Source organism: Dyella monticola, from assembly GCF_003363155.1.
GTDB lineage: Bacteria > Pseudomonadota > Gammaproteobacteria > Xanthomonadales > Rhodanobacteraceae > Dyella_B > Dyella_B monticola.
On record NZ_QRBE01000001.1, the window covers coordinates 657,821 to 672,346 of the forward strand.

Genomic DNA, 14,526 nt, shown 5'->3' on the forward strand with positions numbered 1-14,526 from the left:
TATAGAATGATATTAGGATTATAACGTCGTCAATCGAATAGATTTCGGAAACATGACCGCCGAAGCCGAGTTTGACCGAATAGATTTCGCCATCCTTGGCCTTTTGGCGAAAGACGCCTGGTTATCCAATAAGCAGATCGCGGCAGCGGTCGGTCTTGCGCCGTCGAGCTGTCATGAGCGGATCAAATCGCTCCGGGCACGTGGCGTCTTGCTGGGCGCGCATGCGGAAGTGAATCTTCAGGCCGTGGGGTTTTCTCTGGAGGCCGTGTTGTTCGTGCAGCTTGGCAAACTGGAAGTCGAAGCGGTCGACAGCTTTGTCAGTACAACGGCCGCCATTGCGGAAGTTCGGGGTGTATTTCTTGTGTCCGGCCGCTCTGACCTGATTGTCGATGTCGTCGTGCGTGATATGCAGCATTTGAAAATGATCATTTCAGAGCACTTCAACCAGCATGATGTCGTGCTGCGCGTGGAAACATCCATCGTGTTCAGTCGCCAGCAGCACTATACGTTGCCGCGCCCTTGGAGCACTGCAAAAACGGGGTGATAAAGGCGGAAGAACGGCTCCCTTTCCCGTTACGATTGTCTTCGATCAAAAAAGATTAAGCTTCGCCGCGTACCGCTCTTTCTGCTCTCGCCGTCTGGATGTGAGACGCGCTAAAGGGATGACCGATGGATTGGCAAAACGTGATCAAGATCCAGCAGTCCTACCTGAAGATGCTGGATGGCCACTATCAGGCGCAACGCAAGGCGTTATTGGCCAGGCAGACGCCGGACACGGTCTTGCAGGAGCTTTCCGCCGTTGAACGAACCAGCAGGCTTAGAGATTTTCTGAGGGATTGCCGTGATTTCTGGGCGGGTGCGTGTCAGCCGCTGGAGTCTTTGCTTACCGCCGGCAACGCGGCGAAGATTTGCCTGTGGGCTGACTCAGGCGTTGAAGCGCTGCTCCCGCGCATGGGCCTTTATTTCGATGTGGCGCTGATCCCGGATACGTTTGCGGGAAGCTATACGCTTGATCCCGACGCGAAGGATTTCCCTGCGGGCTACGATGTGGAAGCGTTGAAATGGCTTTCCATCGTCGATGCAATAAGGCCTGGTCTAACCGACGCGCCGGGGCATCCGATGGTTTTGTTTTTCCCTCAGCGTCTCGGTTTGCAAGATAACTCGGAAGAAGTTGGCCGCCTTATGCGATCCGCGGGCACGCTGGCCGCGTACGCCTTTCCTAAGCTGCTCAGGCTGGATGATTCCGATATACCGCCAAACCAGATTCTTGATTACCTGCAACGTGTCGACGTATCCAAGGTCAACAAGAACGGTTCTCTGCGGCAATTGCATCCCGTGATCGAGCCGTTGCTCGGGCGCGCGACGCTGCCGCGCGCCCGGGCCAACGGGATCAATAGCTCTCTGCTTCGAAGGCTTTCCGAACACGGCCTCAAACGCGGGGATTTGAGCAAACTCTTCAGCCTCTTCGGCACGCAGCTCTACATGTCCGAGGTGAGGCAATACATCAGCAGCCTGCTGCGTGCGGATGACGTTGTCACGCAAGCATTGCAACCGGCGCTTCATATCAAGGAGCGGATGCTTGCGCGTGAAAGCCGTCTGCATGAGCTGACGCAAGACAAGGTCGTAGCCCGCAGCTTCCAGCATCACATGCCTTGGCTGTCGGGCTTGACCCTTGGTGATTGCATGATGTTGAGGGAAGATCCTCTTTTTGGCGACGTGAGGAAGCTTTTCACCGTGAGCGAAGACAAACTTCGCCACGCTTCGGTGGATGACCTGGAAACGATCGCTGCCGATGTCGAGCAACAGGTGGCCAACGCCTTGCAGGAGCATGAGCTGAAGATCGCCTCGTCCTTGCAGATGCTTCATCGCAAGACGACGAATCACGGTTTGTCACTAAGCGCAGGCGCGGGCCTAGGATTGGCATCGCTGGTATTTCCGCAAGTGACTGCGTTAGCGGTCGCCAGTTTGCTGGCTGGCGTGCTACTGGGAACGGAAAGCGTCTACGGCTTGATAAAAACCAGGAGCGATCTGAAGAATAATGTGGAAAGCCTGCAGAACAACCCGATATCCGTATTGCTGCGCGCTAAAAAATATGGATTGGGTAACACCTGAGGGGGCAGGCCAACGTGCGATCGGGTCCGGCCTCTGCTTGTCGTAAAATAAGCCGACCCAAGTGCAAGCAACTCAGAAGAAAACCATCATGCCCAGCCAAGCATCCTTGCCAGGCTTCGAACCGGCGGTTCCCACTGATCGCCTGTTCCTGGCGGCCTTTCCCAACGCTCACGACGCTGCACAACTGGCCGCCATCGCCAACGACTACCTCGCCAGCCATCATCTGGAAGCCGGTGCAGTAGAAACTAGCCGCTTGCACGTTACGCTGTTTCATCTGGGCGACTACACCGACCTGCCGCCCGCCTTGGTCGATAGTGCTGGCGAGGCGCTTTCACACCTGACGGCGGAATCGCTGACCATTCGCTTCGATCAGATCGGCAGCTTCGGTAACCGCCAATCCAAAAGCCCGTTGGTGCTTGCTGCAAGCGATGGTAACGAACGGCTGCATGCGTTGCATAAGCAACTGGCCACGCATCTGCGCACGTCGTCCTTAGGTCAATGGACGCATGGTTCGTATGTGCCGCATATGACCGTGGCGTATGGCAAAGCCACGATGCCGTTGGAGAAGATCGAGCCGATAACTTGGGCGGTAAACGAGGTCTTGCTTATTCATAGCTTGTTGGGCAAGACACGGCATATCCGCTTGGCGAGCAAGGCGTTGCTCTGATACCGACCCTGTTCGTCATTCCGGCCTTCGTGCGCCGGAATGACGAACAGGGGTGGAGTGCCCTTTAACGGGAACGCACTCCGCTTTTTTTAGCCCGCAATATCGACGAGCGATTTCAAGCACTGCCAAAGATCGCAAGCGCCTGCTCGTTGAAACCGTTGACGAAGCCATGCTCGTTCGGCCCAACATTGGAACGAAACTGCTTGGCTGCATCGACCAGGATTTCATCCGCATCCGTGCCAAGCACTTTCATCGTTTCGACAATGAACTGATCCAGCGGCATCGCTTGCTCGGCTTCCTGGCTGTTCATCAGTTCGGTACGCACCCACGGAGGCGCAATTTCAAGCACACGAACGCCGGTATTACGCAGCATGAATCGTTGCGACAAGACGTAGGAATGCAGCGCCGCTTTGGTCGATGAGTAGATGCCGGTAACGGCCAGCGGCACGAAGGCGAGCACGGAACTCGTGTATGCCACGACGGCATTTTTCCTGGTTTTCAGGTGTTCGATCAGCGCCGACGTCATGCGGATCGGCCCGATGAGATTGGTTGTGATCGTCGACGTCAACAGTGCATCGTCGACCTTTCCGGCAACGGTATCCGCTTGCATGATGCCGGCGTTATTGATGAGAACATTGAGTTCTGGATAGTTGGCGATCAACGTTTTCGCCACATGCTCGATGCTGAGCGGATCGGCGATGTCCAGTTCAATCGCTTCCATGCCGGGATTGGCCGCGATAACGGCGTTGAGATGACTGCGCCGCCGTCCGGCAATGATGACCTTGTTGCCCAGCTTATGCAGCGATTCGGCAAGCCCGCGGCCAATGCCTGAGCCGCCGCCAGTAATAAAGATAGTGTTGCCGGTGAGTTTCATGAGGGTTCTCCTTGGATGGATTCAAGCGGGGAAGCGATTGCCGAACATGGGCAATCCGCTCTTGGATTCGGTTAGCGTTGCTTCGTCTTGCAGTACGTCCCAGTGCTCGGCGAGCTTGCCGTTCTCGATGCGAAGAACGTCCGCGGCGATCCATGCGGACGGACGCCCGGTGCCGGTAAAGCGCCCGTGCACGATGACGTAATCGCCCTCGGCGAGAATCATCCCGTGCTCATAATGCAAGCCGCTGGGGATGCTGCGGATCAGATTGAACAGGCCATCGCGGCCCGGCTCGATGTGCGCGCTGTGCTGGATATAGCTGTCGGACCAGAAACGCTCGGCAGCTTCGTAGTCGCGCTGGTTGAACAGCGTGTCGAATGCCTTGAGGACAAGCGCCTTGTTCTGTTCGGGCGATGTCGTTGACATGGTCGTTTCCTCTTCGAACGGTTTAATGCCGGCCTGGAGCCACAATGGTGATCACCATCGACATGGGGTAGAATGAATTGCCCTCGGACCATTGTCAATGGTGATCACCATTGTGTTGTTGAAGAAACCGTAGGCAGTCGCATGATCGGGAGTGGGCAAATGGGCGTTTCGAAGCAGCAAGCCATTGAAAACAAAAGAGCTATTGTCGAGGCGGCGGAGAAGCTCTTCCGCGAGCGCGGGGTGGCTGCCGTGGGGCTGGCAGAGCTCACCAAGGCCGCGGGCTTCACCCAGGGCGGCTTTTACAACCACTTCAAATCGAAGGACGCCCTGGTCGCCGCCGTGCTGGAGAAGGCGATGGAAGATGGCGCGGCCCTGCTCGTTGCCGGCGTCAACGCGGCGAAGGGAGATACGAGCACGCCCATGCAGCGGTATATCGCGTGGTACCTGTCCGCCGATCATCGCGCCAACATCGAAACGGGTTGTCCGTTGACAGCCTACGCCGGCGATATTCGGCGACTCGGCAAGGAAGCGCGACAGGCCTATGCGCGTGGACTCACGTGGAATTTCGATCAGCTCGCGAATCTGATCGATGGCGAGAATCCGCAAGAGAAAAGGAAAAAAGCCATCACGCTTTTCAGTCAGATGGTCGGCGCGCTGATGCTTTCGCGTGCTGTCCTGGAGGTTGACTCCGCACTCGCCGATGAGATTTTGAAAGACGGGTGTCAGGAGTTATTGGGAACCATCAGACCCGATGCAAAACGTAGCCAGAGGACGAAGAAACGGAGTACGCGCTGACGCTTTGTCGAGCTGGGGCGAAAATTTTTGCGGCCCCTGGCGGGCGGTGATAGCATCGCCCGGGGAATCCAGTTCTAAGGAAAGGAGCAGGGGGCAATGAAAAACCTGTTTGCCGCGGCCGACATGGCCGCGCCGTGTTGGTGCTGCGCGCGCTTGAAGCATCGTCAGCAATGTCGTCAGGGGCCGGCATGAAACGTTCAAAAAAAGCCTCCCTCGTTTTGATGGGCCTGACACCGCTGCTTATAAGCGCCTGCGACGATACTCAAAAGAGTCAGCACGTATTTGCCTCGATAGACGCTTGTACGCAGGCAAAGGTGCCGCTCTCCAGTTGCCAGAACGCGTTTAGCGAGGCGAAGGCTGAGGAAACTAAACAGGCGCCCCATTACGCGCTCTATGCGCAATGCAGTGCCAACTACGATGCCGACACCTGCGAGCAGCAGACGGATAATTCCGGCGTTGTGTATTGGCGCCCGAGCATGAACGGGTTTTTGATTGCACGTGTAATTCGCGATAGCCGGACATCGTATTTTCCGGCGGGTCCGGTATTTCTCAACCGCGATTCAAAAGAGTATTCCCCGCAATACGGCACGGTTCATTCGGGCTCAGGCTCGGGTGGAAACTCGGGCGCTGGTTATAGTGGTGGTAGCAGCGGATGGAATAATGTTCCTTCCGACGAGGTGGCCGGCGAAGGCGATACCGTCAGCCGAGGCGGTTTTGGTGGCGGTGAAGGTGAGGGTGGCGAAGGCGGTGGGGAATAACTAAGCCTGTCGGTGCGCGAAGGGGAGTTTTGTGAAACGCATTGCCATTGCACCTCGCCCCGATTGGCAGGCCACCGCCGAACGCTACGGTTTTCTGTTTCACACCATCGATGGCGCGCCCTATTGGGATGAGTCGGCGTACTACGCGTTTACGCTCGAGCAGATAGAGCGCGATATCGAAGCGCCGACCGGTGAGATCCATCAGCTCGCGCTTTCCCTCATGGACGATATTGTTCGCAGCGAAGCATTGATGAGGCGGCTTGCGATTCCAGTGCATTACTGGGACTGGATTGCCGATTCATGGCGTCAACGACAGCCGCATCTATATGGACGCATGGATCTGGCCTATGACGGCGCGGGACCTGCCAAGTTATACGAGCTCAATTACGACACACCCACCTCGATCTACGAGGCGGCCTTTTTCCAGTGGATATGGCTGGAGGAGCAACAGCACCGCGGTGCGCTCCCGCGAACGGCCGACCAATACAACCAGATTCAAGAATTGCTTATTCTCGCCTTCGCTGCGATGGCGAAGGCTCTGCGCAAGCCTTTTTATTTCACCGCCGTGCGCCATAGCGCCGAGGACCAGGGCACCATCGCGTATCTGCGCGACTGCGCCATGCAAGCGGGCGTGTCCAGCGAGGTGATTGCACTGGAGGATATTGGCCTTTCCAGCAAAGGCCAGTTCACGGATTTGCGGCACAAGTTGCTCGGTTCGCTATTCAAGCTGTATCCGCTCGAAATGATGTTCACGAATGAATACGGACCCTATCTTCCTCATGCGCAGCTTCAGTTGATCGAGCCACCATGGAAAGCGGTGCTGAGCAACAAAGGTATCTTGCCATTGCTGTGGGAACGCTATCCCGGTCATCCCAATCTCCTGCCCGCGTTCTATGAGGATCGCGTGGACACGACGTTGTCGCCGGGATGGATTCGCAAGCCGCTGTTTTCGCGCGAAGGCGCCAATGTGCATATGGCACTGCCTGATGGCGAGCACATCAGGTCGCCTGGCCGTTATACGCAATGCCCCGTCATCCGCCAGGCTTTTTATCCACTTCCGCGTTTTGACGGCGGTTATCCGCTGATAGGTAGCTGGGTAGTCGGGGATGCGCCGGCGGGCATGGGCATTCGCGAAGATGCCACGCTTATTACGCGCGACACATCCCGCTTTGTACCGCATGTGATCCTTTGACCGGCTGAACAGAAACCTTGTTGCATTACCCTGGCCACAAAGGACGCGGATGAACCGCGTCCTTTGTTTTTGCATATCGCCCTGGCAAGCGGCCAGCGCAGAACAACGCATGCAGCTAGAAGAACTTCTGCTCGTACTTGAGATAAATGACACGGCCAATATCGTATTGCGGGTTGTACGGATAACTGCTGTAACCATCCGTTCCCGTCGGGCCGAGCGGGCCTGCCACGCTATAAACGCCAGAGTAGGAGAGCGGCGCTTTGCGATTGAAGAGATCGGTAGCGCCCAGTGCAATGCGCCCCTTCCACGGCGCCTCCCAACTCACTTGCAGATCATTGAAAGCAAGGCCTCCTTGCCGATTCAGACCGTTCGGTGAGTTGGCAAGGTCCTTAGTGGGATTGTTGCAAGGGAAGTATTCGTTCAGCGCCGGGTTGGGCGCTATGCACGGCTCCGACAGCGAGGAGTAGTAGCGGATCGTCCAGGTCGCTGCGAATTGTTTGTAACTCCAATTCAGATTGACCGTGGAGCGAAAACGCCACAGCGGGCCCAGCACCGTATCGTAACCGCCAAGCGTATTGGAAATGACGGGGCCGCCCGGCGTGGTCTGCTCCTTCACCGAATCGATATAGGTGCTGGTGGAGTCGAACTTGAACCGTCCAATCGGTGTATCAGGAAATAGGTAGCTCAAGTCCAGGTCTTCGCCGCGCTCTTCCACGAAACCCTGGTTCACTAGCGCCTGCAGCAGGTTGATCACTTGTCCCTGGAACGGGCCTGCCACGGCCGAACGCTGAAATTGCCCGCATTGCTGTGTTTCTCCCAACAGGTAGCAATTGTCGAGAATGCTGGTCGCCGTAGGTAGCGTGATGACGTTGGCGATGCGGATGCGGTACCAGTCCATAGTGGCATTAAAGCCGGTGAGGTAATGCGGGCTATAAACGAAACCCGCGGTATAGCTCCTTGAGGTTTCCGGTTTCAGACTGGCGTTGGCCCCGGTGAAAAACGGCGTCGTGCTGGTTTGATCCGGTGCGGGGATCGGCTGGCCATTGGGAATGAGCTGCGTATAACCGGGGCCTACTGCAGGCAATCCGGCAAACCCGTTCAAGCAGCGCTGCTTGACGGTGGCATTACCTGTCAGGCCGAAGTTGACGTCGCACGGATCGGTGTAGTTCGTGAAGCTTTGCAATGTGCCGCCATAGAGATTGGCGATGGCCGGTGCGCGGAAACCCGTGCCGTAACTGGCACGAACCAGCAGGTCTTGAATCGGCTGCCACGACAATTTGAACTGATTGTTGTTGGTATTGCCGAAGTTGGTGTAGCGCGAGAAACGATGCGCGAGGTCGATGTCCAACAGTTGCGCACCCGGCAGCTCCTTGAGAACAGGAATGTTCACCTCGGCGTACGCCTCGTTCAGCCCGTAAGAACCACTGCCTGCGTTCTGCTGCAGATTGGTGTTGAGGCCAAGCTGCGTATAGGTATCGGGCGTGGCACCACCGGAAATGTCGCGATGATCGGCGCCGACGGCAAAGGTCACATCGCCGCTGCCCATGGATTGCGGAAGCGTGAACATGTCACCGGACAGATTGGCGGACACGGTTTTCATTTCGCTGAACGAGCGCGTGCCGGCAATGATGTTGAGGTAGTTGAGTTCGGCCGGTGTCAGGCCGCCTGAGCCGGAGAACGGATTAAGCGGTACGCAACCGGCGGTCACGTGACCGGGCGTGCCGCATTCCACGACGCCGCCAGGACCCATGAAGGATGGCCCGACCGCCTGTTCCAGGTGAACCAAATTGAGGTTGCCCGGACCGAAACTCGATTGCTCATAGCGATAGTCGCTGTAGCCCGCGTCCCAGTCGAACTCGTTTTCGCCGAGCGTGAAATCGCCTTCCAGGCCCGCGCGCCAGCCGTATTGTTTGATTTTGTTGTAAACGACGCGATTGGGATATTGCAGCGGCAACTCGAACTGGAGATTGTTGCCCGGCAACGGATTGTAATAGCTCAGCGACGACAGCGACGGAAAGTAAACCGCCGGGAAAGCGCTTGCGGGCAGGCCAAGCGCCTCGGCCAGATGCGCACCGTTGGCCGGCGTCAGCGAACTGAGCGGATAGCCGCCAATACTCGTGGTGGAGTTGTTGGTGTTGTACGTGCCGGTGACATTGGCCGTGATGTGATCCGTCAGCTTGTAATCACCTTTCATTAAATACGACCGCTGTCGATTGTCGGGCATCAAGCTCTCAAGAAATGCCGAGTTCTGATAGTCGTTGTTGAAGTAGGGCGACGGGTATTGCGAGCCAAACGTGTTGACGTGATAGTTCGCGATATCAAGCCCGTTCTGACCCATGTTGACGGTGAGCGGGCCATTGGCCAGTTGCGGCAGATTCACCGGCAATCCTGTTGCGGGATTGAGCGCGCCGGTGATGGTGCCGAAAGGCGAGGGCACCGTCTGGCTCTGGGGATAATTGGGCCCAAAGCTGAAAAAGCCATACTTGCTGTAAGCGCGATCATCTGCCATCAGCCCGTCGGTGTTCTGGATGGTTGCATTGATCAGGAACGAGCCGCGGGAAAACTTTTTACCTCCAGTGAGGCTGAATTGGCTGTTTTTGCCGTCGCTCCCTGGCGAATACATGCTGTTGTAGGTATCCAGCTGAAGACCGTCGAAATCCTTTTTGGTAATGATGTTGACCACGCCGGCAATGGCATCGGAGCCATAAATCGCCGATGCACCATCCTGCAGAATTTCGACGTGATCGATGATCGAGCTCGGTATCGTGCTCAGGTCGGTTTCGCCGAAGATATCCGTGGTCCATCGCTGGCCATCGACCAGCACCAAGGTGCGCGGCGCACCCAGGCCGCGAAGGCTTACGTACTGGCCGACGATGTTGCCCAAGGCACTTTGATTGCTGGTGCCGGAGGAGCCCACCGAAGAAACGTTCTGCAGAATCTGACCGACACTGACAAAGCCCTGTTGCTGCAGTGCCTCGTGCGTCAGTTCCGTCACTGGTTGCGCCGTTTCCACGTCAACGCTGCGAATCAACGAACCGGTAACCGTGATGCCTTGCAGGGTGGTCGTTTTTTGGGTGGACGGTGCGTTGGTCGCGGTTTGCGCTTGCGTCGGTTGGGTTGACGCGTTTGACGAAGGTGTCGAAGTGGTTGGGGGAACCGTCTGGGTGTTTGCTGTGGGGGATTGTTGTCCGGAGGTTGCGGTTTGTCCCGCCGCTACCGTCGTCAACACACAGCTCCCTAGGGCTAATGCCATGCGTATGGCATTGGCCATCGTTTGATGTCGCATGCTCATGAAAGATCCTCCCGTCTTGCGCTGGGTGATTACATGTCTGCTAACTCCTGTTGTTGTTGGTGTTCATGTGCGCAGGTGCCGTGGTGCCATCCGGCCCTATGCCGGCGGCAATCCTCAGCACGGTGACCGGCACAGCGGTACCGTGCATGGCGGATTTCCAGGAAGGGCGGCACCCCACCACTTTTGTGGTGGTGTCGATGATTCAAAGCGCCATTAAGCACTCCGCCTTCGATAGGTTGTCGCAGGTAACCATGCGACCTATGCGTCAACGAAAGCTGGGTGACTCAACAGCGAAAATGTCGACGTTTCAATCCTGACGCCCCGGATTTTTCACCTCCGCGGAGCGCCTTCAAGCCGCAGTCAACCCTTACGGGCGCACGGTACATCTCGTCCGGCAAGGTCTCTGCATTTAAACGACGATTGAGGGGCGAGAAAATCGACATCTGCTGCACGTTTGCCGTGCTTCTTCAGGGGAGCTATCAGCGCTTGACGCTATCCCCAGGGAAGAGGGTATTCGTCCACCAGGGAAGGGGGCGGCGCGAGCAACCCCACCTGATGGATGCTTACCTCGGCGGATAAGCCGTAAAAATATAATCTTGCGAGGCCACGCGCGTGTGGCATGAATAACCGCATTCGGCGCCAGTCATCGACGGCTTGAGGGTCCGTGACGCGGTGTCGTAGGTAAATTGCGCATAGGCCCAGCCGTGCGTCTTCGGAAACCGCGTGGAGTCTTTTTCGATAAACGAGAGCGACTTCAGAGTGTCCGGCACCTCGACAAAATACGGTGACTTGGTATTCACCTTCTTCAGCCATTCGATCTTGACGATCTTGGAGCCTTCAGGGAAAGGCTTGCCATTACCGGGTATACCTTCCTTGTAGGCTTCGATCATCACCGCGTTGGCGAGAATCGCTTTGACGCTGGTCTTGGTTTCACTCACCGCGACGTCTTGCCAAGTGTCGTACCCTTTGAAGTCGGAGAAGGCCAGTCCATTGGGTATGCTCAGCGTGTCTCTATCCTGCTGTGCGAGCGCGATGCCGACCATACTTCCGACGACCGCACACGAAGCAGCAGCGATGACAGCGACCGTGGTGCTCTTGGATTTCATGTCAATGCCCTCCGCGATGGTTCGAGAAGAACCAGAACGAGCGATGTAATCGCAGCGGGGCGGCGTACGATGCGGGCGGCCACTCTTGCACCTGCAGGGTGAAACAGGTGTTAGGCATTTGCTGCCTAATTGCTACGAGACAAAACGGAAGCGACCGTGGTCAACGGGAGATCGCGTAACGCATCAGCGCTTCCGTAGCGGTTCCAGCAAAGGCTTCAGTCCGTTGTGATCGAGCTCAAGCATCAGTGCCAGCAAGTTACCCAGGTCGTCAGGTGGAAAACCTTTGCGAGCAAACCAAGCCAGATACGCGCCAGGCAAGTCCGCGATCAGGCGGTCTTGGTATTTGCCGTAGGGCATGGTGACAGTGACCAGTCGCTGCAGATCTTCAGGCTTCATGCGCCTCAACCCGGACGTTGATCAACGCGCGGTGTCAGGTACATCCACAACGAGCGCAGCACCCACGGCAGGAACGCTACCAGCCAGCCACATGCGGCAATCACCAGCCACGTTAGCGTATCGCCGCCCAGTTCGGCGCGCACGCGTAGAAGCACCACGACCTGCAGCAGAATGAAACATGTCCATGCAATGAAACCCATCTGCAGCGGGCGTCCGGAGTGGCCATGCGTCACACGAGTGACCATGGCAACCAGCATCGATCCGAAATAACCGATCGTCATGACATGCAGCGGTGCAAGCCCAAGGATGGCCGTATGGTTGAGCAGCAGCCACACGCTCTGCACGGTGTAGAGCACAAACGCAATCGGCAACCAGGCGAAGGCAAGATGAAGCACGGCCAGCAAACCGGGCTGCATGGCTTTCCACGGCTGCCAGGCCAGCGCGTGCCAGGCAAACACGCCCGCCAATGCAGCGTCGGGAATCCACAGCCATGCCGCATGATGGAGTGCGCTGAGCACGATATGCAGGACGAGCAACATCCACACGACAGGTATGCTCCACGCCGGGCGGCGACTGGCATAACCGGGCACGACGTTTGCGCTGAAAAAGGGGATCATCCGGTGCGATACGGTGAAGTAGACCGGCAGCAGCAGGCCGAACGTACCCAGATTGATCGCAATCAATGCCGTGGTCGTGGATGCGCCGAATACGAACGCAAGAAAGCAGCCAAGCCCTACCGTGCCAACGACCAGCGCGGTAAGGCAGGACCACGCGTGCGCATTGCGTTTACGCGATTCCTTTAGCGCCACCGCCAGCACCCTCACGCCCGCGACATAGCCCAGCAGCATCAGCTCCAACCCAATGCATAGCAGCAAACGCCAACCGAGTAGGCCCAGATGCGCCAGCAGATACCCTGCAAAAATAGCGCCGGCAACAGGGACGTAATGCGCGCGCGACAACGCCGGTCGCTCCAGCCAGCGCGGGAAGACCGTCAGCAGAAAGCCGAACATGAAGAGCGGAAGCATGCCGTACTGGGTGAGCACGGCGTGCGCCCAACCCGCCGGGATCGACGGCGCGGGCCAGTTGCGCCAGCCAAAGCGCCACGCAGACAACTGCAAGGCCCACCACGTCATGCTGGTCATCACCGCGAGTGCGCCACCGAAGAACAACAGGCGATGCGGTGCGGCGAAGAGGATCGGCCAAGGCTCGCTTGTGGAATCAGTGGCGGCACGTGTGCGGGGCGTAGGCATGGTGTCGTGATCCAGGTCGAAGGAATGATGGCGCCGTGGACGTCGCCAAATGTTTGAGATTATGGCGGCTACAGATGATCGGGTCTGCAAGTGATCGCCGCTTCATGGCGGTAGTGGATGCCCTCTAACGCCGTATCGCCAAGACGCCGTCCAGCGCGAGTTGTGCGTTGAATCCCGCTTTGTCCAGCCGCTTGGCAACCTCTTGCGGTACATCGCGATCGCTGGTGAGTTTGTTCGGGCTGCCGGTGTAGTGGAACAGCCGGCCGCCACGGCGCAGCACGCGGGCGAGCTGGTCGTAGAACGCCTGCGAATAGAGCTCGCCGGCAATGCCGAAGCGGGGCGGATCATGCAGCAGCGCATCGATCGACGCATCGGGAATGTGCGTGATGGTATGCGACACGTCGGCATGCGTGAGTCGCAAGCGGTCACCGCTGGCCGGAGCATGGGGATCGGGCGACCACGGATTGAGCGTGCGCAACCACAGTACGTCGGCATTCTTTTCGAACGAATGGATCTGCGCCACACCGCCTTCCAGACAACAGGCGGCGAAATAACCCAGCCCACCGCAGGTATCGAGCAGTACCTTGCCGCGCGGCTCGACCAGCGCCACTTTGCGGCGGGCATCGTCGAGGGGCGATTCCTTCGCGGTGGGCAGCATCTTGATGCCGTCGATCTCGAAGGTGGGTGCGCCCCATTCAGTGGGAACCAATTTGATCAACGAGCCGGAAAAGCGCGATACCGGCGCGAAGTCCTCGCCATCCCAGTAATAGATGGTGCGCTCTTTCACTTTGGGCGGATAAGGGTAGTGCTGGCCTTTCCATTCCCAGCTATCGGCGTGCAAGCAGGCCGTGCCGTTCGTGCGGTTCAAGTCCAGCGAACCGTTCCACTCGCTCGCGCCGCTATCGCGCGAGGCGGACAGCGCTTGGGCAGTGGATCGTGTGAGCAAGGGGCCGGAATAGTGCGGCACGATGAATTCTCCTTGGTAAAACCGTCGGCGTTATTTTCGCGTTGTTTGCGCGCGTGTCTTGCTGCGTTTTGCCGCAGGTGGCTCGGGTCGACACAGGTAGCGCTCCATCAGCAAGGCGATTTCCTCGGCGAATTCGGGCCGCTCCAGTAATTCCGGACGCTCGTTGGCCGCTTCGTGGACAATCGCGTGGCCTGCGGCACGTACGATGAAGGTGGCCAGGTCCAGATCGGGCACGTTTCGCGCGTGAGGGCGAACCAGGCTCATCAGCAACGCATGCACCTGCGCCTCGTGCGCGGGATTCGCGCGCCGCGCGGAGCGGGGCAGCTCTTCGGCAAAGACGCGGTGCAGTGCCGGTGCTGCGCGGTGTTCTTCCATGCTGGCCGTCGCCAATGCCTTGAACAACGCACGCAGATCGCCTTTGGCCTGCAAGGTGGCGATGGCGTCGGGCGCAGCGCGGGTTGCCTTCTCCATATGCCGACGCTGCAGTTCGATAACGATCGATTCCTTATTGGGAAAATACTGGTAGAGCGAGGCGATGTTGACGCCGGCGCGCTCGGCGATCCGGTTGGTGGTGAAGCGAGCCCAACCGTCCTTGACCAGAATGTAAGTAGCCGCTTGCAGGATGGCCTCCACCGTGGCGTTGGAGCGGGCCTGCCGCGGGCGTTTGCGCGGATGTGTCCGAGGTTTTGGCATG

14 protein-coding genes are annotated in these 14,526 nt (G+C 57.9%); 6 read left to right on the forward strand and 8 right to left on the reverse strand.

The window, feature by feature from the left end; translation table 11 throughout:
- Window positions 1–52: 52 nt before the first annotated feature.
- The 3 genes from DWU98_RS02820 to thpR all read left to right on the forward strand — a co-directional run bounded on the left by DWU98_RS02820 (window position 53) and on the right by thpR (window position 2,779).
- Window positions 53–544, forward strand: coding sequence for an Lrp/AsnC family transcriptional regulator (locus tag DWU98_RS02820; protein WP_115493926.1), 492 nt, complete (start codon window positions 53–55; stop codon window positions 542–544).
- A gap of 125 nt (window positions 545–669) precedes the next feature.
- Entirely contained in the window at window positions 670–2,112 is a 1,443-nt protein-coding gene (locus DWU98_RS02825; RefSeq protein ID WP_115493927.1) for a hypothetical protein, read from the forward strand.
- Window positions 2,113–2,200: 88 nt separating this feature from the next.
- Window positions 2,201–2,779, forward strand: a complete 579-nt coding sequence (thpR, locus tag DWU98_RS02830; RefSeq protein ID WP_115493928.1) for an RNA 2',3'-cyclic phosphodiesterase — start codon at window positions 2,201–2,203, stop codon at window positions 2,777–2,779.
- A 115-nt stretch (window positions 2,780–2,894) separates the two neighbouring features.
- Here thpR and DWU98_RS02835 read toward each other — a convergent pair whose 3' ends face one another.
- Window positions 2,895–3,653 carry an SDR family oxidoreductase gene (locus DWU98_RS02835; RefSeq protein ID WP_115493929.1) on the reverse strand — a complete coding sequence of 253 codons (759 nt, stop codon included), beginning with the start codon at window positions 3,651–3,653 and terminating at the stop codon, window positions 2,895–2,897.
- Between the two features lie 21 nt (window positions 3,654–3,674).
- Window positions 3,675–4,076 (reverse strand): nuclear transport factor 2 family protein, encoded by a 402-nt coding sequence (locus DWU98_RS02840; RefSeq protein WP_115494168.1) that lies wholly within the window; start codon window positions 4,074–4,076, stop codon window positions 3,675–3,677.
- Between the two features lie 159 nt (window positions 4,077–4,235).
- Here DWU98_RS02840 and DWU98_RS02845 point away from each other — a divergent pair, with 159 nt between their 5' ends.
- From DWU98_RS02845 to DWU98_RS02855, 3 genes are all read left to right on the forward strand, one after another.
- Window positions 4,236–4,871, forward strand: a complete 636-nt coding sequence (locus tag DWU98_RS02845; protein WP_115494169.1) for a TetR/AcrR family transcriptional regulator — start codon at window positions 4,236–4,238, stop codon at window positions 4,869–4,871.
- A 188-nt stretch (window positions 4,872–5,059) separates the two neighbouring features.
- Entirely contained in the window at window positions 5,060–5,629 is a 570-nt protein-coding gene (locus DWU98_RS02850) for a DUF1190 domain-containing protein (RefSeq protein WP_158544926.1), read from the forward strand.
- Between the two features lie 31 nt (window positions 5,630–5,660).
- Complete coding sequence (locus DWU98_RS02855) at window positions 5,661–6,821, forward strand: glutathionylspermidine synthase family protein (RefSeq protein WP_115493931.1); 1,161 nt, start codon at window positions 5,661–5,663, stop codon at window positions 6,819–6,821.
- 115 nt (window positions 6,822–6,936) lie between these two features.
- On the opposite strand, the gene DWU98_RS02860 is transcribed toward DWU98_RS02855, so the two are convergent.
- The 6 genes from DWU98_RS02860 to DWU98_RS02890 form a co-directional block, all read right to left on the reverse strand.
- Entirely contained in the window at window positions 6,937–10,113 is a 3,177-nt protein-coding gene (locus DWU98_RS02860; RefSeq protein ID WP_115493932.1) for a TonB-dependent receptor plug domain-containing protein, read from the reverse strand.
- A gap of 563 nt (window positions 10,114–10,676) precedes the next feature.
- Complete coding sequence (locus tag DWU98_RS02870) at window positions 10,677–11,219, reverse strand: cytochrome P460 family protein (protein WP_115493934.1); 543 nt, start codon at window positions 11,217–11,219, stop codon at window positions 10,677–10,679.
- Between the two features lie 183 nt (window positions 11,220–11,402).
- Window positions 11,403–11,615 (reverse strand): DUF3820 family protein, encoded by a 213-nt coding sequence (locus DWU98_RS02875; RefSeq protein WP_115493935.1) that lies wholly within the window; start codon window positions 11,613–11,615, stop codon window positions 11,403–11,405.
- Between the two features lie 5 nt (window positions 11,616–11,620).
- Window positions 11,621–12,865, reverse strand: a complete 1,245-nt coding sequence (locus DWU98_RS02880; protein ID WP_115493936.1) for an NnrS family protein — start codon at window positions 12,863–12,865, stop codon at window positions 11,621–11,623.
- Between the two features lie 124 nt (window positions 12,866–12,989).
- Entirely contained in the window at window positions 12,990–13,832 is an 843-nt protein-coding gene (locus tag DWU98_RS02885; protein WP_115493937.1) for a class I SAM-dependent methyltransferase, read from the reverse strand.
- Window positions 13,833–13,862: 30 nt separating this feature from the next.
- Window positions 13,863–14,525 (reverse strand): TetR/AcrR family transcriptional regulator, encoded by a 663-nt coding sequence (locus DWU98_RS02890; RefSeq protein ID WP_115493938.1) that lies wholly within the window; start codon window positions 14,523–14,525, stop codon window positions 13,863–13,865.
- Window position 14,526: the final 1 nt, after the last annotated feature.